This window comes from Nonomuraea sp. NPDC003560 (genome assembly GCF_042878785.1).
Taxonomy (GTDB): domain Bacteria; phylum Actinomycetota; class Actinomycetes; order Streptosporangiales; family Streptosporangiaceae; genus Nonomuraea.
Genome location: NZ_JBIAOF010000001.1, coordinates 655,645 through 677,771 on the forward strand (window position 1 = coordinate 655,645; position 22,127 = coordinate 677,771).

A 22,127-nucleotide genomic window follows, 5' to 3' on the forward strand; every position below is an offset into this window, starting at 1 on the left:
GGTTCAGCGCGGGCTGCCGAGCACCTCGCGGATCACGTGCCGGGCGTTGGCCGCCATGGCCGGGTTGGTGTCCTTGTAGTAGGGGAGCTGGATGAGCGCCATGGACAGGGCCCGGCCGCGGCCGCGTGCCCAGGTGGCGTCGTCGGCGCCGAGCGCGGCCCGGAAGACCTCGCGGGCGGCGGGCGGCAGCAGGTTCCAGGCCGGGATCAGGTCGCAGGCCGGGTCGCCCGCGCCGGCCGTGCCCCAGTCGATGACCCCGCTCAGCCGGCCGTCGCGAACCAGCAGGTTGCCCGGCATCAGGTCGGCGTGCACCCAGACGGGCCCGCCCTGCCATGCGGGCGCGCTCAGCGCGTCCTTCCAGGCGGCCGTGGCGGCGGCGGTGTCGATCATGCCGTCGAGCTCGCCGATCGCGGCCCGGGTGGCCTCGTCGAGGCGGGACAGCGGGCCGCCCCGGTAGGCGCCGGGCGCTCCGGCGGGCTCGACCTCGCGCAGCGCGGCGACGAACGCCGCCAGATCGGCGGCCAGCGCCTCGCCGTCCCCGGAGAGCGCCCCGGCCTCCGGGTTGTCGCCGTCCAGCCACCGGCACACCGACCACGGCCAGGGGAACCCCTCACCCGGCAGGCCCTGGCCGAGCACCGCGGGGATCGGGACGGGCAGCGCGGGGGCCAGCAGCGGCAGCCACCGCCCCTCCCTGGCGACGTCGCCGACGCCCTGCTTGACGCGCGGCAGGCGGACGGCCAGGTCGTCGCCGAGCCGGAAGACCGCGTTGACGGTGCCGGAGGAGGGGAAACGGCGCAGCGGGAGACCGGCCCACCGCGGGAACTGCGCGGCCAGCAGCCGCCGGACGAGGGCCTCGTCGATGTCGGCCTCGTCCGCGTGCATCCTGCCGCCCATGCGCGTCCCCTCCGGTCCGTACGATCCGCGGGGGCCATGTCAGCGGACCGGGGGCGGGCGCGTCAAGTCGATATCGCGGCCCTCACCACGACCTGGTCGGCACCGGGCCGCCGTCGCCGAGCTCGTGCCGGGCGTCGCTGGACAGCCGGCCGGCCAGGTCGGCCAGCGCCCGCGCGACGGCCAGCTCGTCCCCGACCTCGGGCATGGACGGGTCGGCCGGGTTGCGGCGGGCGTGGCCCGACCCTTCGACCCGCGTGCCGTCCGGGACGGTCAGGACCGCCCGCGCCGAGGTGTCGTCGCCGTCCTCGGCCAGGCTGATCCGGACCGTCCACTCCTTGGCTTCCATGGCTCGCCTCCTCCCGCGTACGGCTGCCCGGACACACGGCGGTAAACCGCATGACCCGGCTACGGGCGGCGCGGGCGGCGCCAGCGGTCGTTGGCGCGGATCCAGGCCGCGTCCCAGTCGGCGTACCTGCGCCGGTCCAGCAGCCGGCGCAGCGCCGCGACGGCCCCCAGCACCAGCAGGAAGGCCAGCACCTGGACGAACGCCGCCATGCCCACGCCACGCAGGACCACGTCCGTGCGGCTCGGCGGCGGCGTCGTGGGGTCGCCCTCGCCGTCGATCCACAGGGGGACGGTCTGGCCCACCCGCGTGCCGGCCGGCACCTGCACCTGCCCGGTCCTGGCCACGCCCGCCGGGGTGGTCCAGCTCGCCGGGACCATGGTGGTCGCCGCCTCGCCGAACGACGGCCGCACGGGCCGCGGCTCCCGCAGCGTCGTCGCGGTCACCTGTTGCCGGAAGCCGGGGCCCACGCGCGCCTCGCGCAGGCCGCCCTCGTAGGTGACCCGGCCGGCCAGCACGGCCGGCCAGACGCTCAGCAGGACGAGGAGCACCGCCACCGCCAGCCCGGCGCTCTCCAGCCGGTCGGAGCGGCGGCGCAACGGGTTGCGGTCCGGCCGGTGCCTGCGGATCCGCAACATCGCGGCGTTCATGACGGCCCTCATCGCGCACCTCCCACGGTCACCTTTCCTCCTTCCCGCAGAAACGGCCGGTAGCCCGCCCGCGGGCCGCCGCCGCGCAGGTCAGCTCCAGGGCGCCGTCGGGTACCAGATGAGGTCGCGGCGGGCCAGGATCCGGACGTCCCAGTACAGAAGGGTGAAGACCCCGGCCACGACGAGCGCCGCGCCGGTGACGAGGGCCAGGCGGGTCGGGGTGGCGGTCAGCCAGCGGTGCGCGCGGCCCCCGGTGGCCAGGGCGAGCAGCACGAACAGGACCGACATGACGACGATGTTGCCGGCCGACTGCAGCATGAACGCCAGCGCGCCGTACAGGGGGTTGTGGCTCTCGGCGGCGTCCCTGAAGAGCTGGCGGAACAGCGGGAACGGGCGGCCGATCAGGAAGCCGCCGATGAGCGCGCCCATGACGGCCATGCGGGCCCTCGGGTGGCGGGCCAGCGGGTCGGGCAGGTAGCCGAGCGCGGCCAGGCCCAGGTAGAGGAAGGCCAGCCCGATCAGCCCGAAGGTGACCATCGCCTGGATCAGGCCGGGGGACAGGGTGCCCGGCGCGGGCCTGGCCGTGGCGAACTGCGGCATGGCGGTGCCCACGATCCCCACCACGACCCCGTACGCGCCGGACACGGCCAGCGCGCCGGCCGCCAGCCAGCCGAGCGGGCGCAGCGTCCCGCGGATCCGTTCGCCGACCGACGGCCTGGCCCCGACCAGGGGCGCGACCGCGCCGAGCGCGGCGATGTTGCAGGCGGTGAACGAGCCCGCCAGGCCGGAGGCGAAGGCGAACACGATGCCGGAGAGCGTCCCGGCGATGGGGGTGGCGTCGGCGTCGCGGCCGAGCATCGTGTCGGCGACCGTCGAGCCGATCGTCTGGTCCACGAACTCGGCCGACCACACCACGGTCAGCAGGAATCCCGCCAGGGCGCTGAGCAGCAGCACGAGTCCGCGGCGGCGGGCGGGGGCGGAGTCGACGGCGGGGGTCGCGGCGAGGGGCAGGGTCATGGTGGTTCCCCTTCTCGTCCAGCGGGAGGCGGCGCCCGCGCACGGGCGGACGCCGGGCGTCCCGGGGGGTGAACGTGTACACGCCGTGCAAGTTCTGTGACGACGGCCTGGACGTGATCAGGGCAGGGCGCCAGGCCGGACAAGGCCGGTTGGTGGGACCTCCGAACGGGATATTGCCACGTTTAGCACGAAATTCCGGGTAGTTAAAGGCGCCGCCCACCCCTGCCGGGACGTCACACCCTCCTGATCCGCACGCCGTCCCCGTTGACGACCCGCTGCGTGTGCCCCAGATGGACGGTGAGCCCAGGCATCCCGGCCAGCGGGCTCACGTCGAGGTCGGGACGCGAGAGGAACAGGCTCAGGCTGCGGAGCCGAGGGAGCGCGGCGAGCGGCGACAGGTCGGTCACGCCGGGGCACAGGGCCAGGGTCAGGGAGGAGAGCCGCGTCTGCCCGCGCAGCGGGCTGAGATCCGTCAGGGTCGGGCAGTGGCGCAGGCGCAGGCGGGTCAGGGAGAACCCGGCGAGCGGCGCGAGGTCGAGCCCGCCGACCCCGTCGAGGGACACCTCCGTGACGGCCTGGCAGGTCCGGGCGGCGGCGTCGAGGCAGGCGCCGGCCTCCGCGACGCCGTCCAGCCACAACCGCTGCAGCGCCCGCATCCCGGACAGCACCGAGCCGGGCAGCGGCAGGCCCTCGCGCCTGACGTGCAGCGACTCCAGCTCGTCCTGCCGGGCGAGCGGCGCGTGCCAGGAGTCCCGATCGTCGTCGAGCAGGTCGATGAGGAGATCGTTCAGGCGGGGCAGCCGGTCGAGGAAGGCCGGATCGTCGAGCCGGACGCCCCACAGCCGCAGGGTGCGCAGATGCCGCGACTTGTCCAGGCAGGCGACGTCCACGGCCCGCGGCTCGTTGTAGAAGTACAGGCCGAGGTGGGTCAGCCGGGGGAGCGACTCCACCCCGTCCAGGGAGCGGATCTGGGCGTCCTGCAGGCTCAGCGACTCCGTCTGCGGCAGGTCGCGGAGGAACCGCAGGTCGGCGAGGGGAGTGGGCACGGTGACGCGCACGTCCGCCGCCTTCAGCAGGCAGGCGCTGCGCAGATGGCGGGCGCTGGAGAAGGTGACGTCCTCCATGTCGGCCAGGACGCGACGGGCGTAGACGTCGGCGTCGAAGTACTCCCAGCCCTGGCGGAGCTGCTCCCGTACCTGCCAGCGCGGGTCGGCGGCGTAGCCGGCCAGGCGGTCCAGGGCCTCCGGGCCGTTGATCAGGAACGTCGTGCGGACCGTCCACGCCGCGCGCCGCACCGGCAGGGCCGTCAGGTCGCGGGGCAGGCGGCGCAGGATCTCCTCGCCCGCCGCCGCCAGCAGGGTCGCCTCCTCCTCCGTACGCGGCGGGATCACCTCCGCCAGGCACGCCTCCACCCGGTCGCGCAGCCCCGCCGGGATCTCCTGGACGGTCTCCAGGCACGCGGCCACCAGCAGCCGCAGCCGGCGGGCGTGCTTGCCGCCCTGGTCGGCCCGGTCCAGCAGGCCGCGCAGCAGCTCACCGCGCAGCCGGCCGTTCGCGTGCCCGGCGGCCATCACCACGACCTCGCGCCACTGGTCCAGGTGGGCCCGCTCGACCGCGGCCTCGACGTCCTCGTCCTCCACGAGCTGCCCGGCGGCCAGGTACTCCTGCACGGTCCGGTGCGCGAAGTCGATCCGGCCGGGCACCGGCTCGCGCAGCACGCCGCTCCTGCGCAGCAGGTGTTCCAGCACGTCGGAGGCGGTGTGCGAGACGCGGGTCATCGAGGCGAGCTTCTGCTCGACCCGGCGCAGCGCGGTCGACTTCGACAGCTCGGAACGGCCCATCGACACCAGCCGCCAGGCCAGGTCGCGCAGGATCCACACCTTCTGGTCGGGGTCGAGGGACACGTCGTCGTCGATCCGCCGCTCGGCGTCGCGGCGTTCCAGCAGCAGGCTGAGCACGGCGTCGTAGAAGCCCATCCGGCTGCGCGGCAGCTGGGTGCGGCGGTCGAGGTTGAGCGCGCACAGCATGGCGGCCAGCAGCGGGGTCGAGGCGACCACGCCCAGGTGCGGATTGGACTCCATGCGGGCCAGCAGGGCGACCTCGTAGCCCTCCAGCTCGCCGGGCTCGCACGGCAGGCTCGGGCAGTCGCGCATGGCGACGTGCCACTGGCGGATCAGCTCCCGCTGGTCGTCGGGCGTCATCGGCTCCAGCGTGGACGCCGCGAACCCCTCGTCGGCCAGCCAGCGGGCGTCGGCGGCGGTCGGGCGCGACGTCACCACGACCCGCAGGCCCGGATAGGCCGCCAGCAGCCGCGACAACCACTCCCGCACGGCCGGCCGGTGCCGGACGAGCAGCTCGTCCACCCCGTCGACCAGCAGCAGGCCGCGGCCGGAGTCCAGCACGCGCTCCACCCAGCCGCGCGGCATGCGCCCGGCGACCTCCCGCGCGACGTCGTCGAGGAAGGCGGCGGGCGCGGGCAGCCGTCCCGACGAATGGCTCCTCAGCTTGATCATCAGCGGCACGCAGCCGTTCCAGGAGGCCAGGTCGCCCGAGAAACCGCCGCGCGCGGCGGTCACCGCGAGCCAGCGCAGCAACGTGCTCTTGCCCGACCCCGCGTCGCCGCGCAGCAGCGTGAGCCGGGCGCGGCCGAGCGCCGACTCGATGCGCTCGGCGCCGCGCTCGGCGGGATGGCCGCCGGTGAGCGCGGCGATCGACAGCCGCTCCGGCGCACGCGGCCCGCGCTCGCCGGAGGAGACGTTGAGGCTGATGTAGGCCATGCTCAGCGACGTGCGCGGGCGGTAGGACTCCACCCGGACGCCGAAAAGCTCGACCTCGTCGAGGGTGCGGCTGGCGAAGCCGAGGTAGAGGCGTTCGAACGCGGCGTCGTCCTGGGTGCCCTCGGGGGCCTCCAGCGTGCGCTGCGGCAGCCTGGCGAGCAGCCGTTCCACGCCCTCGGCCAGGCCGCTCAGCCTGCCCAGCGTCTCGGTGGCGGCGCGCGGCACGTACTGGGGGAGCTGCCGCATCAGGCCGACCAGGCAGTCGACGGACTCGGCGAGCAGCACGGCGTACAGGCGGTCCTCGGCCTCCCCGAGGCGCGGTTCCGGGAGGGCGGCCAGGACGCGCTCGGCGAGCTTGGCGGGGTCGGCGTCGGACTCGAACAGCGCCTCGTCCGACAGGTCGGCTGCGCGCAGCGCGGCCACCGTCTCCAGCAGGACGGCGGCCCGCGCGGACTCGTCCAGCCCGCGGAACTCCTGCTCGATGAGGCGCGACAGCCGCCCCTCGACGGCCAGCGCGATGCCCTGGAGCTGGTTGTCGATCTTGCGAGGCGCCAGCCGGTCGCGAAAGCCGCTCTGGACCAGGTCCTTCAGCTCACTCGTCCGGTCTTTGCGCGCGGCCCGGACGGCCAGCCATTCGCGCATGGCGCGCTCCGCGACGCTCTTCCCAGCGGCGGTCAGGGCCGCCTCGATGCCCGGCATGCCTTCTATATAAGACGATCTTTACGATCACGCGGTGAAATCGGCGAAGTCGAACCCCGGCGACACGACGCAACTCACCAGCACCGCCTCGTCACCCGCCGGGCGCGCGGACTGCCACACGCCGCCGGGCACGACCGCCTGCGGCACCTGCCCCCGCTCGACCAGCGGGCCCAGGACGACGTCGCGGTCCCCCACGGTCAGGCTCAGCGGGCCGCCCCGGTGCCACAACCACACCTCGTCGGACCTGACGACGTGCGGGACGGACTCCTCGCCCGGCTGGAGCAGGAAGTAGATGCCGGTGGCGCTCGCGCGCGGCCCCGGATAGCCGTCGGGCCGGACCGTGACGGGCGAGCGCCAGGTCTCGCGGTACCAGCCGCCCTCCGGATGGGGGAGCAGGTCGAGCGCGGCGGCCACGGGCGGCCGCTCGGCGAAGGCGACGGGCGCGCCGGTGACGTCGCGCCGCAGGAAACGGGTGCCGTCGAGGACGGCCTGGCCGTCGAGCGCGGCGGCCAGCGCCAGGGCGGCGGCCTCGTCGGCGACCTCGGTGGGCGCGCCGTCGGGATAGATCCTCAGCTCCACATGGCCGATCTTACGAGGGCCCGGGGCGCGCGCGGACCGCGTCCGGCGGACGGGCCGCCCGCCGCGCGAACTGTCGGTCGGCCTGGCTAGTCTGCGGCAGGTGATCGAACGGTGGAGCCTTGATCAGGTGCTCGCCCTCGCCCCCGACGCGTCGTCCAGGAAGGCGGCTCAGGGGGTGGCCGCGGCGGGCAAGTGGTCCTCGCGCGGCACGACGGGCAGCGTCCTCTACGGCGAGTGCGCGGGCAGCGGGTCCAAGCCCTACCTGGCGTGCGTCGACCTGACCGAGCCCGCCTACCGGTGCAGCTGCCCCAGCCGCAAGTTCCCCTGCAAACACGCGCTGGGCCTGCTGCTGCTGTGGTCGGCCGACGGCGTGCCCGCCGAGGAGGCCGCGCCGCAGTGGGTCACCGAGTGGCTCGACGGCCGCGCCGAGCGCGCCGCCAGGTCCGCGGCCCGCGCCGAGACCACGCGCGACGATGCCGCGACCGGGGCCGGCACTGGCGCCGGGGCGGGGAAGGCGGAGTCGGTGCGGCAGGCGCGGGTGGGGGCCGGGCTGGCGGAGCTGGAGCGCTGGCTGGCCGACCAGATCCGCCAGGGCCTCGCGTCCTCCGCCGAGCACGACTGGGACGGCCTGGCCAAGCGCCTCATCGATGCCCAGGCCCCCGGCGTCGCCGGCCTGGTGTCCCGGCTGACCCAGGTGCGCGCGGAGGACGACTGGCCCGGCCGGCTCCTGGAGGAGTACGCGCTGATCAACCTGCTCGCCGTCGCCCACCGCCGCCGCGCCGAGCTGCCCGCCGCCCTGGCCGAGACCGTCCGCATCCGCACCGGTTTCCCGGTCACCCGGGAAGAGGTGCTGGCCGGGCCGGCGGTGCGCGACCACTGGCACGTGCTCGGCCGCCGCGACGACGAGCACGACCGGCTGACCGCCCGCCGCGTCTGGCTCAAGGGCCGCGCCACCGGCCGGGCGGCGCTGATCCTCTCCTTCGCCCCGCCCGGCCAGGCCCTCGACGCCTCGCTGGTCACGGGCACCACGATCGACGCCGACCTCGCCTTCTACCCCGGCGCCGCGCCCCTGCGCGCCCTCGTCGCCGCCCGCCACGACACCGACCCCCTTCCCGGTGAGGGCGCTTCGCCGGCCGGAGTGCCGGCCGGCGAGGCGCTGGAGGAGGTGGCGCGGGTGCTGGCCGACGATCCCTGGACCGAGTCGTGGCCGCTCGTGCTGGCCGGCGTCGTCCCCGGCCGCACGGCGGTCGGCGGGCTGCCGCTGCATCCCCGGGCCCGCGACCCCTGGCGGCTGATCGCCGTCTCGGGCGGCCGTCCCGTCACGCTGGCCGCCGAATGGACCCCGCAGGGCCTGCGCCCGCTCACCACCTACGACGACGACGGAACGGCGGTGCTCCTGTGACCTGGGACGACCTGGCCTCGACGGCCCTGGTGGGCACCGACCGCAGGCCGTACCGGGGAGACCTGCTGGCGGACGCAGCCGTCGAGACGGCCCGGCGGCGCGCGGGCCGCGGCCCGGTCGAGGCCGCGCCGCCGCCACCCGCCCCCGACGAGGAGCTGCCCGCCGTGGGCAGGCGCGCGGCCGAGCGGCTGGTCCGGATCATGGGCGGCGACTACGACCGCCTGCTGCCCGAATGGCTGGCCGCGGCCGCCGCGACCGGCCGCAGGGTGCCCTGCGACGTGCTGCCCGACCTGCTCGAACGGGGCCGGCGCGACCGCTCGATCCGCGCCCACCTGGGCGTCCTGGCCGGGCGGCGCGGCCGCTGGCTGGCCGGCCTCAACCCGGCGTGGGGCTACCTGCTGGAGGAGCCCACCGGCGAGACCTGGGAGCTCGGCGGCCCCGCCGACCGCCGCGCCCACCTGCGCGCCCTGCGCGCCGCCGACCCCGCCGCGGCCAGGGAGCTGCTGGAGAGCACCTGGGAGCGGGAGACGCCCGACGACCGGGCCGAGTTCGTCGAGCTGCTGGCCGACGGGCTCGCCATGGGCGACGAGCCGTTCCTGGAGGCCGCGCTCGACGACCGCCGCCGGGAGGTCCGCCAGGCCGCCGCCAACCTGCTGACCCGGCTGCCCGGCTCCCGCCTGTCCAGGCGCATGGCCGAGCGGGCCCGCGCCTGCGTGTCGATCTCCGGCTCGGCCATCGCCGTCGAGGCGCCCCTGGAGTGCGACCGGGCGATGGAGCGCGACGGCGTGCGTCCCAAGCCGCCGCGCGGCATCGGCGAGCGGGCCTGGTGGCTGCAGCAGATCCTGGCCCGCGCCCCGCTGGGCTTCTGGGGCCGGCCGCCGTCCGCGCTGCTGAAGATGCGCATCCCCGACTGGGACGCCGAGGTGAAGGCCGCCTGGGTCCGGGCCGCGGTGCTGCAGAAGGACCCCGAGTGGGCGCGCGCGATGTTCGGCTGGGACCCGATCGCCGACCTGCTCGAAGCGCTCCCGCCCGCCGAGCAGCAGGAGCTCGCCGCGGGCTTCGTCCAGAAGCACGACCTCGACAGCCAGTTGATCATGGTGCTCGGCGGCGTCTCGTCCCATTGGCGGGAGGGCCTGGCCACGGCCGTCCTGCACAAGATCGTCAAGGTGGCGGCCGTCCAGCCGTGGAACCTCGGCGAGCTGGTCAAGCTGGCGGGCGAGCACATCGACCCCGCGCTGTTCCCGCTGGCCGAGAGCTACTCGCCGGTGGCGCCGATCCAGCAGGTCGCCGCCCTCCTGCGTTTCCGTGCCGACATGTACAAGGAGCTCGCATGACCGTCCTGCGTCCCCACGCCGAAGACCAGTACGCCGAGGAACTGGCCTACCTGGCCAAGGACGACGACCGCCCCCGGCCCCCCGGCTGGAAGTTGTCGCCGTGGGCGGTGACCCGCTACATCCTGGGCGACGACGACCGCGTCACCCCCAAATACGTCGGCGCCCGCCGCATCGTCGAGGTCGCCGTGGCCACGCTCGCGACCGACCGCGCGCTGCTGCTGCTCGGCGTGCCCGGCACGGCCAAGACGTGGTTGTCGGAGCATCTGGCCGCCGCCGTCAGCGGCGACTCGACGCTGCTCGTCCAGGGCACCGCGGGCACTGCCGAGGAGGCCGTCCGGTACGGCTGGAACTACGCCAGGCTGCTGGCCGAGGGCCCCTCGTTCGAGGCGCTGACCCCCTCGCCGGTGATGCGGGCCATGGCCGAGGGGCGGGTCGCCCGCGTCGAGGAGCTGACCCGCATGCCCTCCGACGTCCAGGACGCGCTGATCACCGTCCTGTCGGAGAAGACGCTGCCGATCCCCGAGCTCAACCGCGAGGTCCAGGCCGAGCGCGGCTTCAACGTCATCGCCACCGCCAACGACCGCGACCGGGGCGTCAACGAGCTGTCCAGCGCCCTGCGCCGCCGGTTCAACACCGTCGTGCTGCCCGTGCCCGCCAGCGCCGAGGAGGAGGTGCACATCGTCGCCCGCCGCGTCACCCAGCTCGGCCGCTCGCTGGAGCTGCCGGAGACCTCCACCGGCCTGGCCGAGATCAGGCGCGTGGTGACCGTCTTCCGCGAGCTGCGCGCCGGCGTCACCGAGGACGGCCGCACCAAGGTCAAGTCGCCGAGCGGCACCCTGTCCACGGCCGAGGCGATCTCGGTGCTCACCAGCGGCATCGCGCTGGCCGCCCACTTCGGCGACGGCGTGCTGCGGCCCTCCGACGTCGCGGCCGGGATCGTCGGCGCGGTGGTGCAGGAGCCGGTCTCCGACCGGGTGGTGTGGCGCGAGTACCTGGAGACCGTGGTGCGCGAGCGTCCCGACTGGCGCGACTTCTACCGCGCCTGCCGCGAGGTGTCATGAGCGCCGTCTCCGTGCTGGGCGTGCGCCACCACGGCCCCGGCTCGGCCCGCGCGCTGCGGCGCGAGCTCGAACGCCTGCGCCCCGACGCGATCCTCGTCGAGGGGCCGCCGGAGGCCGACGCGATCGTGGCGCTCGCCCCCGACCTGGAGCCGCCGGTCGCGCTGCTCGCGCACGTGCCCGGCGCGCCGGCCAGGGCCGCGTTCTGGCCGTTCGCGCAGTTCTCGCCCGAATGGCAGGCGATCCTGTACGGCGTCGCGGCCGGCGTCCCGGTGCGCTTCTGCGACCTGCCCGCCGCCCACTCCCTGGCCGACGACGATGAACACGACGATGAACACGACGAGACCGGCGACGGGCTGCGGGCCGACCCGATCGGCGCGCTGGCCGCCGCGGCCGGGCACGACGACCCGGAACGCTGGTGGGAGGACGTCGTCGAGCACCGCGGCGACACCCCCTTCGAGGTGATCGCCGAGGCCATGGCCGCCGTGCGCGAGGGCCACGTGCCGGCCGGCCGGGAGGCCAGGCGCGAGGCGTACATGCGCAAGGCGCTGCGGGCCGCGATCAAGGAGGGGTTCGGCACGATCGCGGTGGTCTGCGGCGCCTGGCACGTGCCCGCGCTCGCCGGGCCGCTGCCCCCGGCCGCCGCCGACAACGCGCTGCTGCGCGGCCTGCCGAAGGTGAAGGCCGAGCTGACGTGGGTGCCCTGGACGTACGGGCGGCTGGCCTCCTGGAGCGGCTACGGCGCGGGCATCACCTCGCCGGGCTGGTACCACCACCTGTTCACCGCCCCCGACCGGCCGGTCGAGCGCTGGCTCACCGAGGCCGCCGCCGTGCTGCGCGAGGAAGGGCTGCCGGTCTCCTCCGCGCACGTCATCGAGTCCGTCCGCCTGGCCGACACCCTGGCCGGGCTGCGCGGCAGGCCGCTGGCCGGGCTGGGCGAGGTGACCGAGGCGGCCAGGGCAGTGCTGTGCGAGGGCGACGACCTGGCCGTCGAGCTGATCCAGCGGCGGATGGTGGTCGGCGACCGGCTCGGCCACGTCACCGACGGCACCCCGATGGTCCCGCTCCAGCGCGACCTGCGCGAGCAGCGGCGGCGGCTGAAGCTGCGGCCCGAGGCCCTCGACCGGGAGCTCGACCTCGACCTGCGCAAGCCGCTCGACCTGGAGCGCAGCCACCTGCTGCACCGGCTGCGGCTGCTGGAGGTGGGCTGGGGCACGCCGGGGCAGGCGCGTGGCAAGGGCACGTTCCGCGAGTCCTGGACGTTGCAGTGGCGGCCCGAGCACGACCTCGCGCTCATCGAGCACGCCGCCCTCGGCACCACCGTCGCCGCCGCGGCCGCGCGGCGCGCCCACGACCTGGCCGGGGCCGCGTCGGCGGCGCTCGCCGACCTGACCGCGCTGGTGGAGCAGTGCCTGCTGGCCGACCTGCCGCAGGCGCTGCCCGGCGTGCTGGCCGCGCTGTCGGCCAAGGCGGCGCTGGACACCGACGTCACCCAGCTGATGGCGGCGCTGCCCGCGATGGTCCGCGCCCACCGGTACGGCGACGTGCGCGGCACCTCGGCCGAGGGGCTGGCGGTGATCGTGCGCTCGATGCTCGACCGGATCTGCGTCGGGCTGCCGGTCGCGGTCACCGCGCTCGACGACGACGCGGCGGCCGAGCTGCTCAAACACGTCGACGCCGTGCACGCCGCCGTCGCCCTGCTCACCGAACCCCCCACCGCCCCGCCGCCCATGGCGGCCGACGCGGCCGACGGGGCCGGGGCCGACGCGGCCGGGGTGGACGGCGGCGGCGACGCGGCGGACGCGGACGGCGGCGGTGGCGCGGGGGAGGCGGACGGCGCGGGCGGGGCGGGCGGTTCGCCGCGGGCCCGGTGGCTGGGCACCTTGCGGGGCATCGCCGACCGGCAGGACCTGCACGGGCTCATCGAGGGCCGGCTCACCCGCGTCCTGCTCGACTGCGGCGAGCTCGCCGATGCGGGCGACCGCATGTCCAGGGCCATGTCCCGGGGGCAGACCCCGGTCAGGGCGGCGGCCTGGGTCGAGGGGTTCCTGTCCGGCGGCGGCCTGCTCCTGGTGCACGACCCGCGCCTGCTGGGCCTGGTCGACGCCTGGCTGACCGCGCTGCCCGCCGACCAGTTCACCGACGTGCTGCCGCTGCTGCGCCGCACGTTCGGCGGCTTCGCCGTGCCGGAGCGGCGGGCCGTCGGCGAGCGGGTGAGCGCGGCGGGCCGCGCAGGCGGCACCGGCGGCACCGGCGACGGGAACGAGCCGGGCATCGACGAGCGGCGCGCGGCGGGAGCCGTGGCGACCGTGCTGGCGATCATCGGGAGAGACCGTGGATGAGCGCATGCGCAGGTGGCGGCTGGTGCTCGGGGGCGGCGACGCCGACGGCACCGGCTGCGCCCTGCAGGGTGCCGACGCGCAGATGGACGCGGCCCTGGCCGCCGTCTACGACCACGACGGCCGCGAGGGGCAGAGCCGGCGCGAGGGCGGCCTCGGGGCGTCCGCGCCGCGGGTGGCCCGCTGGCTGGGCGACATCCGCACGTACTTCCCGTCCACGGTCGTCCAGGTCATGCAGAAGGACGCGATCGAGCGGCTGAACCTCACCCGGCTGCTGCTCGAACCGGAGATGCTGGAGGCCGTGGAGCCCGACGTGCACCTGGTCGGCACGCTGCTGGCGCTCAACCGGGTGATGCCCGCGCAGGCCCGCGAGTCGGCCAGGGCGGTGGTGCGGAAGGTCGTCGAAGAGCTCGAACGCCGGCTGGCCGACCGCACCCGGGCGGCGGTGACGGGCGCGCTCGACCGTTCGGCGCGCACCCACCGGCCCAGGCGGGTGGCCGACATCGACTGGGACCGGACGATCCGGGCGAACCTCAAGAACTACCTGCCCGATCGGAACACGGTCGTCCCGTCGCGGCTCGTCGGCTACGCGCGCCGGCAGCGGTCGGTGCAGCGCGAGGTGGTGCTCTGCATCGACCAGAGCGGCTCGATGGCGGCCTCGGTGGTGTATTCCAGCGTGTTCGGGGCGGTCCTGGCCTCGATGCGGTCGCTGAAGACGTCGCTGGTGGTGTTCGACACGGCGGTGGTCGACCTGACCGAGCAGTTGCACGACCCGGTCGAGCTGCTGTTCGGCACCCAGCTCGGCGGCGGCACCGACATCAACCGGGCGATCGCCTACTGCCAGGGCCTCGTCACCCGCCCGGCCGACTCCGTCTTCGTCCTGGTCAGCGACCTGTACGAGGGCGGCGTGCGCGAGGAGATGCTGCGCCGGGTGGCGGCGATGACCCAGGCCGGGGTGCAGGTGATCGTGCTGCTCGCGCTCTCCGACGAGGGCGCGCCCTTCTACGACCACGACAACGCCGCCGCGCTGGCCGCGATGGGCGTGCCCGCGTTCGCCTGCACCCCCGACGCCTTCCCCGACCTGATGGCCGCCGCCATCGAACGCCGCGACATCGCGCGCTGGGCCGAACGCCACATCGGCACCTGAGCGGGGGCGCGCGGACGGCCGCGGCTCCACCCCCGCAGGGGAGCCGCGGCCGGGCCGGCGCTCAGTGGCCGGCCTGTTCGGGGCGGGCCTTGCGCGGCATGAGGAACGACAGGGCGAACGTCACGGCCAGCAGCCCGACCTCGACCCAGACGGTCACCTGCATCGCCGAGCCGAAGCTCCACTCCTGCTTGAGCAGGTTGAAGAAGAGCGTGCCGAGCACGGCGGTGCCGAGCGCGCCGCCGAGCTGCTGGACGGCGGTCATCGTGCCCGAGGCCGACCCCGACTCGTGCGGCTCGACGCCGGCCAGCACGATGTCGAAGAACGGCGCCATGGTCAGGCCCATGCCGATGCCGACCAGCGCCAGCCCGGGGGCGAGCTGCCAGACGCCGACGTCGGTGCCGGCCAGCTGGATGGTCACCCCGAGCACGGCCGCGCCGGCGGCCATGACGACCACGCCGATCTGCAGCAGCCCGCGGCCCAGCTTCTCCTGGAGCCCGGACATGGCCAGGCCGAAGCCGAGCACGCCGCCGACCGCCTGGGGAAGGCTGGCCAGGCCCGCCTTGAGCGGGCTGAAGTGCAGGCCGGCCTGCATGTAGATGCTGAAGACCAGGCTGAGGCCGATCATGCCGGAGAAGAACGCCAGACCGGCCACCAGGCCGCCGGAGAAGGCCCGCTTGCGGAACAGGCTGGGCGTGACCAGCGGGTCCTTGCCGGACGCGGCGCGGCGCGACTCGTACCGGCCGAACACGGCGAAGACGACCAGCGAGGCGGCCATCGAGACGAACGTCCAGGCGGGCCAGTCGAGCTCGCGGCCCTGGATCAGCGGGTAGATCAGCAGGAACCCGGCCACCGAGACCAGGCCGACGCCGACCAGGTCGAGCCTGGTGGCGTTCGAGAGGCGGTACTCGGGCAGGAATCGGATGCCGGCGACCGCGGCGGCCAGGCCGATCGGCAGGTTGATCAGGAAGATCATGCGCCAGCCGGTGCCGAAGAAGTCGGCGTCGACCAGCCAGCCGGCCAGCACGGGACCGCCGACCGACGAGATCGTCATGACGGGCCCGAACATGCCGAACGCCTTGCCCATCTCCTGCGGCGGGAACATCTCCTTGATCAGCCCCAGCCCCTGCGGCAACATCACGGCGCCGAACAGGCCCTGCAGCACGCGGCTGGCGATGAGCATCTCGGGGCTGCCCGCCACTCCGCACAGCAGCGAGGCGGCGGTGAAGCCGAAGGCGCCGATGAGGAACATGCGCTTGCGGCCGAACAGGTCGCCGAGCCGCCCGCCGGTGACCAGGCCGACGGCCATGGCCAGGGTGTAACCGGCGCCCAGCCACTGCACGAGGCTGTCGCTGCCGCCCAGGTCGGCGCGGATGGTGGGGGCGGCGATCGTGGTGATCAGCGCGTCGAGCAGGTCCATCACCTCGGCGGCCAGGATCACGAAAAGGGCGGCCCAGCGCCACCGGTAGGGCGCGACGGCCTCCGTGGCCTGCCCCGCATTGGTCACTGTCACAGGAACTCCTTCAGAACGCCGTTCTTAAGTACGAACACTGTTCGTTTACGAACACCGTTTTAGTGGCGAACACCGTTCGTGTCAAGTACAGTGTTCGCCATGGGGAGCAAGGAAGAAGCCGTGCCGGTGCCGCCGTGGCGCAAGTCCCGCAAGCAACCGCAGATCAGGCGGCAGCTCAGCCAGGACCTCATCGTCGAGACCGGGCTGCGCGTCCTCGACGCCGAAGGGCTCGACGCGCTCAGCATGAGACGCGTCGCCCAGGAGCTCGACACCGGCCCCGCCTCGCTGTACGCGCACGTGGCCAACAAGGAGGAGCTGCTCGAACTGGTCTACGACCGGGTGCTCGGCGAGATCCGGCTGCCCGAGCGCGACCCCGGCCAGTGGAAGGACCAGCTCAGGTCGTACGCGCTGGAGGTCTACCGGGTGCTGAACAGGCACGCCGACGTCGCCAGGGCGGCCCTGGCGAACATCCCCTCGGGCGGCAACTCGCTGCGCACCGGCGAGTTCGTCTACGGGCTGCTGGTGGAGGCCGGCATGCCGCCGCGCGAGGCCGCCCTGTGCCTCGACCGCCTGTCCCTCTACCTCATCGGCGACGCCTACGAGGGCTCGGTGCACATCAGCCGGATGCGCGCCGCCGGCGTGTCCTCGCAGGAGGAGTACTTCGCCTCCTTCGTCAGCCAGGTCGCCGACTACTACCGCGCCCTGCCCCGCGACCGCTTCCCCTACCTGGTCGAGCACATCGACGACCTGGTCGCCGCCGGCGGCGAGGAACGTTTCCGCTACGGCTTGGAACTGCTGCTCGACGGCATCGAGTCGCGCATGCCTTAGGCCCAATTGCCTAGGCCCCGCGCCCGATGTGCCGGTCCGGGCTTCCTCGTAGCTTTACCGTCATGACTACGACTGTTGATCCGATCGAGGACGTCGCCCCGGCCGGGGTGTTGTCCGCGCGGTACCGGGCGCTCAGCGTCGGCCTGGTCGCGCTCGTCATGCTGGTGGCCTTCGAGGCGATGGCGGTGGCGACCGCGATGCCGATCGTGGCCCGCGACCTTGACGGCATGCCCCTGTACAACCTGGCCTTCAGCGCCACCCTCGCGGCCAGCGTGATCGCGACCGTGCTCGGCGGCAGGTGGAGCGACGCGCGGGGGCCGGTGCAGCCGATCGCCGTCGGCGTGGTCGCCTTCGTGGCCGGGCTGCTGGTCGCCGGGTTCGCGCCCACGATGGAGGTGCTGGTCGCCGGACGGTTCGTCCAGGGGCTCGGCGCCGGGTTGATCCAGGTGTCCCTGTACGTGCTGGTCGCCCGGGTCTTCCCGGGGGCCATGCATCCCAAGGTGTTCGCGTTGTTCTCGGCCGCCTGGGTGGTGCCCTCCATGATCGGCCCGGCCATCGCCGGGTTCGTCGTGGAGAACGTGAGCTGGCGTTGGATCTTCCTCGGCGTCTCCGCGCTGGTCATCCCCGCGGCGCTGCTGCTGTGGCGCGGCACCGCGGGCCGCTCGGCCGAGCGCGGCTCCGCCGAACCCGCCCCCGGCATCGGCCGCAAGCTCGTCTGGGCCACGCTGACCGCCGTCGCCGCCGCCCTCATCCAGTACGGCAGCGCCGCGAAGCTGGACGGCCTGCCGCTGCTCGTGGCCGGCGTCGTCCTGCTGGCCGTGGCCCTGCCCAAGCTGCTGCTGCCCGGCTCGCTGCGCGCCGCCCGCGGCCTGCCGTCCGCCCCCGTGCTGCGCGGCCTGGCCTACGGCTCGCTCATGGCCGCCGAGGTGCTCATCCCGCTCATGCTGATGAAGGAGCGCGGCCTGACCGCCACCGGCGCGGGCGTCGTCCTCACGGTGGGGGCGCTCGGCTGGTCCACCGGCTCCTGGATCAAGGGCCGCGGCACGATCAGCCACATGGCCGCCATCCGCGGCGGCGCCGCGATGATCGCCGTCGGCATCGCGCTGGTGTCGCTCGTGCTCGTCGACTCCCTGCCCATCGCGATCGCCTACGTCGCCATGGCCGTCTCCGGCCTCGGCATCGGCGCGCTGCACCCCACGGTGTCCGTGCTGGTGCTGGAGATGTCCAAGGAGGGCGAGGAAGGGCAGAACAGCGCGGCCGTGGGCGTCGGCGAGTCGGTGTTCACCGTCGTGGCCGTCGCCGTCAGCGGCGCCCTGTTCACCGCCACGGGCGAGAACTACGCCGTGGGGCTCGGATTCACCGTCGTGCTCGCCGTCCTGGCCGTCGTGCTGGCCCCCCGTTTTGTGCAGTCCGCCAAGGCAGGCACTATGGAAGGGACCGCGTCATAGTGATGAGAACGTCATAGTGCTGAGAACGCTGCCAAACGCATCGGCGTGGATGGCCTTCACCAGGCGCGACGACTCTCTCGTCATGGCTTAAGGGGGGTTCATGCCGCGAGTGCGGGAGCTGGAGGTCTTCCGGCTGGTCCTGCCGTACGGCGCGAGGTCGGAGAGCCTGCTCGTCAAGCTCACCGACCACGGCGGCATGACCGGCTGGGGCGAGGCCGTCTCGCCGGAGCCCAAGGCCTGGTCGCGGCTGGAGGAGTCGCTGGCCGCGCTGCTGATCGGCGTCGACTGGGAACACCCCGACGCCGTGCCGAGCGGCGATCCGGCCGTCGACATGGCCTGCTGGGACCTGTGGACCAGGATGCGCGGCGTGCCGCTCGCGCACGCGATCGGCGGCACCCGAACCTCGGTGATGGCCACTGTGCGCCTGGCGCCCGACCCGTCCGTCGAGAGCCTGGTCGCCCGCGTCAACCAGCAGGTCTGCGCCGGTTACGGGCACGTCACCCTCGACATCAGGCCCGGCTGGGACGTCGAGCCCGTCCGCGCGGTCCGGCGCGCCTACCCCGCCCTGACCCTGGCCGTCGACGGCGGCAACGCCTACACCGACCTCGGCCAGCTCGTCGCCCTCGACTCCTACGGCCTGGAGGTCATCGAGCGGCCCTTCCCGCTCGGCGACGTGCACGCGCACGCCGCGCTCCAGGACGACGTGGCCGCCTCGGTCGCCGTCGAGGTGCGCTCGACCGCCGAGCTGGACGACTACCTGACCCTGCGCGCCGCCAGGGTGCTCCTGCTGCGCCCCACCGCCTTCCCGTCGTTGTCGGAGGCCCGGCGGGCGCACGACCGGGCCGCCGCCGCCGGCTGGGACATCCAGTGCGCGGGCGGCCAGGGAGCCGGCCTGGCCAGGGCGGCCACGGTGGCGGTCGCCAGCCTGCCCGGCTGCACGCTGCCGTGCGACGTCACCCAGCCGCCGAAGCAGAACCAGATCGTCACGCCGCTGGTGGGCGCGAACGCGGGCGTCGTCGCCGTCCCGCTCACCCAGCCCGGCCTGGGCCACACCATCGACGAGACCCGCCTCGGCCGCCTGGCCAAGGAGTCCTTCCACGCATGACCGGCCCGCACGACCGACCCGGAGAGCCGATGACCGAGCGCGACCCCGACGCCGACGCCAGGCGGCTGGCCGCCCGATCGCTGGCCGCCGACGACCCGACCGGCTGGTTCGAGCACCTCTACGCCGAGTCGGCGACCGGCGACGCGATCGTGCCCTGGGACTCGCGCACCCCGCACTTCCTGCTCGTGGAGTGGACCGCCGGACGCGGCCCCGGCGGCGGACGGGCGCTCGTGGTGGGCGCGGGCCTGGGCGACGACGCCGAGCACGTGGCGGCCCTCGGTCACGCGACGATCGCCTTCGACGTGAGCGCGTCGGCCGTGCGCCTGGCCCGCGAGCGGTTCCCGGACAGCCCGGTCGACTACGTCACCGCCGACCTGCTCGACCCGCCCGCCGCCTGGCGGCACGCCTTCGACCTGGTGGTGGAGATCATGACCGTGCAGGCCCTCCCGGAGGAGCTGCACGCCCGCGCCACCGAGAGCGTCGCCGGGTTCGTCCGCCCCGGCGGCACGCTGCTGGTGATCGCGTCCGGCCGCGAGGACGGCGGGCCGGTCGGCGCCCCGCCGTGGCCGCTGACGGCGTCGGAGATCGCGGCGTTCGCGACCGGCGGGCTGACGGCTGAGCGGATCGAGGACCTGCGCGACGGCGGACGCCACCGCTGGCGCGCCACCTTCCGCCGTCCCCGCCGTCCCCGCTGACCCCACCGGTCCCGCTCCCGCTACGCCGCCTCGTACAGCGTCTCCATGGCCAGCCGCTCGCGCACGGCCAGGTCGTACAGCAGCGTCCCCGCCTGGTCGAGCGGCTGTTGCCGGCCGGTCTCCCCGGCCTGGGCCAGCAGGTCGGCCACCTCGCTCCACTTGGGCGCCAGCGCCATGTACGCCTGGCAGGCCGTCTCCAGGGCCTTGCCGGGCGCGATCATCTGGGCCTCGGCCAGGAACTCGGTGTAGAGGTTGCGGAAGAACGCGCCGCCCGTGCCGCCCCGCTCCATGAGGTTGGCCGTACGCGTGAGCTGCGCGGTCGGCCCGCGCTCCAGCCAGGTGGGGATGAGCGCGGCGGCCTGCTCGATGCCCCGGTAGCCGACGTTCCTCATCGCCGGGTTGAGGAAGGCGGCGGCGGTGGACCGGACGGCCGTCCTGACGGCCTGCGGCAGGTCGGGCTCGGCGCACGGCCCCAGCGTGTACGACAGGTTGTGCGCCGTCATCGGCCCGGTCGCCGCGCGGGCCCGTTCGAGCGAGTCGAGCGGGACCCGGTTGCGGGTGCCCTGCTGGGCGGTGTCCACGAGGTGGGCGTGACCCTCGTCGTAACCGACCATCGCCACGTAATGGCCGCCGAAGTGGTAGGGCGTCCTGATGTAGTCGAGGTGATAGCAGTCGAGCCGGATCCCGACGGGGGTGCCCTCGTCGAGGTGCCGGCGGACGTTGGACCAGGCCGTGATGGGGGAGGAGGTCTCCTGCGTGTCCAGCGTGAACCCGAGCGCGGCGGCCAGCTTCTCGGTGAGCGCGTGCGGCTTGACCCGTCCGCCGATCAGCGGGACGTCCAGCGAGCCGCTGTCCCAGTAGATGAAGCTCAGCCCTTCGCCCAGCCCGAACAGCATCGCCTCAGACAGCTCCACGCCCGCGTGCCGCAGCAGCGTGCCGGCGGTGGTCGTCTCACAGTGACGCCCTTCGAAGGGCGGAACGAGATCGATGAGCACAAGCCCAGTGTGCAGGATGACCTGCGGATTCACCTGCCGGGCGGCCCGGCGTGCCACGGAAAACCGGTGGAAGCACCCCGAGGTGCGCACGGGATGATGGGCGCATGAACACCTTGGTCGCACCTCCTGCCCGCACGGGCGCCGAACGGCTGCCCGATGGCCGCCTCCTGGGCTGGGCCGAGTGGGGGCCGCCGGACGGGAGGCCGGTCCTGCTCTCCCCGGGGGCCGCCACCAGCCGCCGGCTCGGCATGGGCGCGGCGGCGCCCGACGACCTGGGCGTGCGGCTGATCTCCCTGGACCGGCCCGGACTGGGCGCCTCCACCCCCGCGCCGGGCCGCACGTTCGCCGGCTTCGCCGCCGACGTCGAGGTCTTCGGCGGGCTGCGCGGCCTCGGGCGTCCGGCCATGGTGGGCAACTCGCAGGGCGCGCCGTTCGCGCTCGCCTGCGCCGCCGCCGGCGTGACCGGCGCGCTGGCCCTGGTCTCGGCCGCCGACGAGGTGGCCGACCCGCGCTTCGCCGGCGCGCTGCCCGCCGAGCTGCGGCAGCTGACGGACCTGTCCACGCACGACCCGGAGGCCGCCGAGCGGATCTTCGCGGGCTTCACCCCGCAGGCGATGTGGGACCTGGTGATGGGCGGCAGCCCGGCCTGCGACCTGGCCGTCTACCAGCGGCCCGAGTTCGCCGCCGGATATCGCGAGGCGCTGGCGGAGGCGTTCGCGCAGGGGCCGGCCGGTTACGCCCGCGACACCGTCCTGGCGATGGGCCGCTGGGACGTCGACCTGTCGTCGATCACGGCGCCGGTCGACGTCTGGTACGGCGAGCACGACGCCACCCACTCGCCCGACCTGGGGGAGGGCCTGACCGCCCGCATCCCGGGAGCCGTGCGGCACGTCGTGCCCGGCGCCGGCGGCGCGCTGCTCTGGACGCACCCCCACCGGATCCTGCGCGCCCTGCTTGACCGCAGTGCGGCCTCAGCCCACCGGTGAGTCCTGGGCGAAGGTGATCACCATGTACCGGCCGTTGGAGTAGCTGACCACCGGCCGGCCGAGCAGCTCGCCCACCTTGCGGGCGACCCCCTGGAACACCTCCACCAGCTCGGCGCTGTCGGCGCTCACCCTGAACCGGCCGTTCTCGGCCAGGTGCTGGGCCACGAGGGGGACGAAGCCGGCCTCGGCCCGCACTCTCTCCTCGGCGTCGAGAGGGGTGCGCCGGACGGCGGGCGAGCTGCCGAGGGGGTGGGACATCGCGAATCTCCTCCAGGTTTGCCGGGTCCCCCAGCATGCCATCCGTGACCGGGGTCGTCAGGG

At 74.6% G+C, this 22,127-nt stretch carries 19 protein-coding genes; 10 read left to right on the forward strand and 9 right to left on the reverse strand.

Features of this window, described 5'->3' with window-relative positions; translation table 11 throughout:
* Nucleotides 1-3: 3 nt before the first annotated feature.
* The 6 genes from ACFYUV_RS03170 to ACFYUV_RS03195 all read right to left on the reverse strand — a co-directional run bounded on the left by ACFYUV_RS03170 (nt 4) and on the right by ACFYUV_RS03195 (nt 6,959).
* Nucleotides 4-894 (reverse strand): aminoglycoside phosphotransferase family protein, encoded by an 891-nt coding sequence (locus ACFYUV_RS03170; protein ID WP_387664283.1) that lies wholly within the window; start codon nt 892-894, stop codon nt 4-6.
* An 82-nt stretch (nt 895-976) separates the two neighbouring features.
* Complete coding sequence (locus ACFYUV_RS03175) at nt 977-1,240, reverse strand: DUF1876 domain-containing protein (RefSeq protein ID WP_357964681.1); 264 nt, start codon at nt 1,238-1,240, stop codon at nt 977-979.
* Between the two features lie 59 nt (nt 1,241-1,299).
* Nucleotides 1,300-1,899, reverse strand: a complete 600-nt coding sequence (locus ACFYUV_RS03180; protein ID WP_364328144.1) for a hypothetical protein — start codon at nt 1,897-1,899, stop codon at nt 1,300-1,302.
* 78 nt (nt 1,900-1,977) lie between these two features.
* A complete protein-coding gene (locus ACFYUV_RS03185; protein ID WP_387664286.1) occupies nt 1,978-2,904 on the reverse strand; it encodes a hypothetical protein in 927 nt (308 codons plus the stop codon).
* 233 nt (nt 2,905-3,137) lie between these two features.
* Nucleotides 3,138-6,380, reverse strand: a complete 3,243-nt coding sequence (locus ACFYUV_RS03190) for an NACHT domain-containing protein (protein WP_387664288.1) — start codon at nt 6,378-6,380, stop codon at nt 3,138-3,140.
* A 27-nt stretch (nt 6,381-6,407) separates the two neighbouring features.
* A complete protein-coding gene (locus ACFYUV_RS03195) occupies nt 6,408-6,959 on the reverse strand; it encodes a cupin domain-containing protein (RefSeq protein ID WP_358285045.1) in 552 nt (183 codons plus the stop codon).
* 100 nt (nt 6,960-7,059) lie between these two features.
* Between ACFYUV_RS03195 and ACFYUV_RS03200 the strand changes: the two genes are divergently transcribed.
* The 5 genes from ACFYUV_RS03200 to ACFYUV_RS03220 are packed head-to-tail and all read left to right on the forward strand — an operon-like array spanning nt 7,060 to nt 14,239.
* Nucleotides 7,060-8,361, forward strand: a complete 1,302-nt coding sequence (locus tag ACFYUV_RS03200) for an SWIM zinc finger family protein (RefSeq protein WP_387664290.1) — start codon at nt 7,060-7,062, stop codon at nt 8,359-8,361.
* Nucleotides 8,358-9,695 carry a DUF5691 domain-containing protein gene (locus tag ACFYUV_RS03205; protein WP_387664292.1) on the forward strand — a complete coding sequence of 446 codons (1,338 nt, stop codon included), beginning with the start codon at nt 8,358-8,360 and terminating at the stop codon, nt 9,693-9,695. Before ACFYUV_RS03200 ends, ACFYUV_RS03205 begins: the two co-directional genes overlap by 4 nt.
* A complete protein-coding gene (locus ACFYUV_RS03210; protein WP_352323438.1) occupies nt 9,692-10,756 on the forward strand; it encodes an AAA family ATPase in 1,065 nt (354 codons plus the stop codon). The genes ACFYUV_RS03205 and ACFYUV_RS03210 overlap by 4 nt, the downstream gene beginning before the upstream one ends.
* Nucleotides 10,753-13,095: a DUF5682 family protein gene (locus tag ACFYUV_RS03215; protein ID WP_387664294.1), complete on the forward strand. Its 2,343-nt coding sequence runs from the start codon at nt 10,753-10,755 to the stop codon at nt 13,093-13,095. Before ACFYUV_RS03210 ends, ACFYUV_RS03215 begins: the two co-directional genes overlap by 4 nt.
* A 4-nt stretch (nt 13,096-13,099) precedes the next feature.
* Nucleotides 13,100-14,239, forward strand: a complete 1,140-nt coding sequence (locus tag ACFYUV_RS03220) for a VWA domain-containing protein (RefSeq protein ID WP_387665292.1) — start codon at nt 13,100-13,102, stop codon at nt 14,237-14,239.
* 61 nt (nt 14,240-14,300) lie between these two features.
* Here the strand turns inward: ACFYUV_RS03220 and ACFYUV_RS03225 are convergent, their stop codons facing one another.
* Nucleotides 14,301-15,749 carry a DHA2 family efflux MFS transporter permease subunit gene (locus tag ACFYUV_RS03225; RefSeq protein WP_387664296.1) on the reverse strand — a complete coding sequence of 483 codons (1,449 nt, stop codon included), beginning with the start codon at nt 15,747-15,749 and terminating at the stop codon, nt 14,301-14,303.
* 99 nt (nt 15,750-15,848) lie between these two features.
* Here ACFYUV_RS03225 and ACFYUV_RS03230 point away from each other — a divergent pair, with 99 nt between their 5' ends.
* The 4 genes from ACFYUV_RS03230 (at nt 15,849) to ACFYUV_RS03245 (ending at nt 19,825) form a co-directional block, all read left to right on the forward strand.
* Nucleotides 15,849-16,577: a TetR/AcrR family transcriptional regulator C-terminal domain-containing protein gene (locus tag ACFYUV_RS03230; RefSeq protein ID WP_387664298.1), complete on the forward strand. Its 729-nt coding sequence runs from the start codon at nt 15,849-15,851 to the stop codon at nt 16,575-16,577.
* Nucleotides 16,578-16,639: 62 nt separating this feature from the next.
* Nucleotides 16,640-18,025, forward strand: coding sequence for an MFS transporter (locus ACFYUV_RS03235; RefSeq protein WP_387664300.1), 1,386 nt, complete (start codon nt 16,640-16,642; stop codon nt 18,023-18,025).
* Nucleotides 18,026-18,125: 100 nt separating this feature from the next.
* Nucleotides 18,126-19,130 (forward strand): enolase C-terminal domain-like protein, encoded by a 1,005-nt coding sequence (locus ACFYUV_RS03240; RefSeq protein WP_387664302.1) that lies wholly within the window; start codon nt 18,126-18,128, stop codon nt 19,128-19,130.
* Nucleotides 19,127-19,825: a class I SAM-dependent methyltransferase gene (locus tag ACFYUV_RS03245; protein ID WP_387664304.1), complete on the forward strand. Its 699-nt coding sequence runs from the start codon at nt 19,127-19,129 to the stop codon at nt 19,823-19,825. Before ACFYUV_RS03240 ends, ACFYUV_RS03245 begins: the two co-directional genes overlap by 4 nt.
* A gap of 20 nt (nt 19,826-19,845) precedes the next feature.
* Here ACFYUV_RS03245 and ACFYUV_RS03250 read toward each other — a convergent pair whose 3' ends face one another.
* Entirely contained in the window at nt 19,846-20,820 is a 975-nt protein-coding gene (locus tag ACFYUV_RS03250; RefSeq protein WP_387664306.1) for a BtrH N-terminal domain-containing protein, read from the reverse strand.
* Between the two features lie 104 nt (nt 20,821-20,924).
* Here ACFYUV_RS03250 and ACFYUV_RS03255 point away from each other — a divergent pair, with 104 nt between their 5' ends.
* A complete protein-coding gene (locus tag ACFYUV_RS03255; protein ID WP_387664308.1) occupies nt 20,925-21,806 on the forward strand; it encodes an alpha/beta fold hydrolase in 882 nt (293 codons plus the stop codon).
* On the opposite strand, the gene ACFYUV_RS03260 is transcribed toward ACFYUV_RS03255, so the two are convergent.
* Nucleotides 21,792-22,064 (reverse strand): hypothetical protein, encoded by a 273-nt coding sequence (locus ACFYUV_RS03260; RefSeq protein WP_387664310.1) that lies wholly within the window; start codon nt 22,062-22,064, stop codon nt 21,792-21,794. The genes ACFYUV_RS03255 and ACFYUV_RS03260 overlap by 15 nt on opposite strands.
* Between the last annotated feature and the right edge of the window lie 63 nt (nt 22,065-22,127).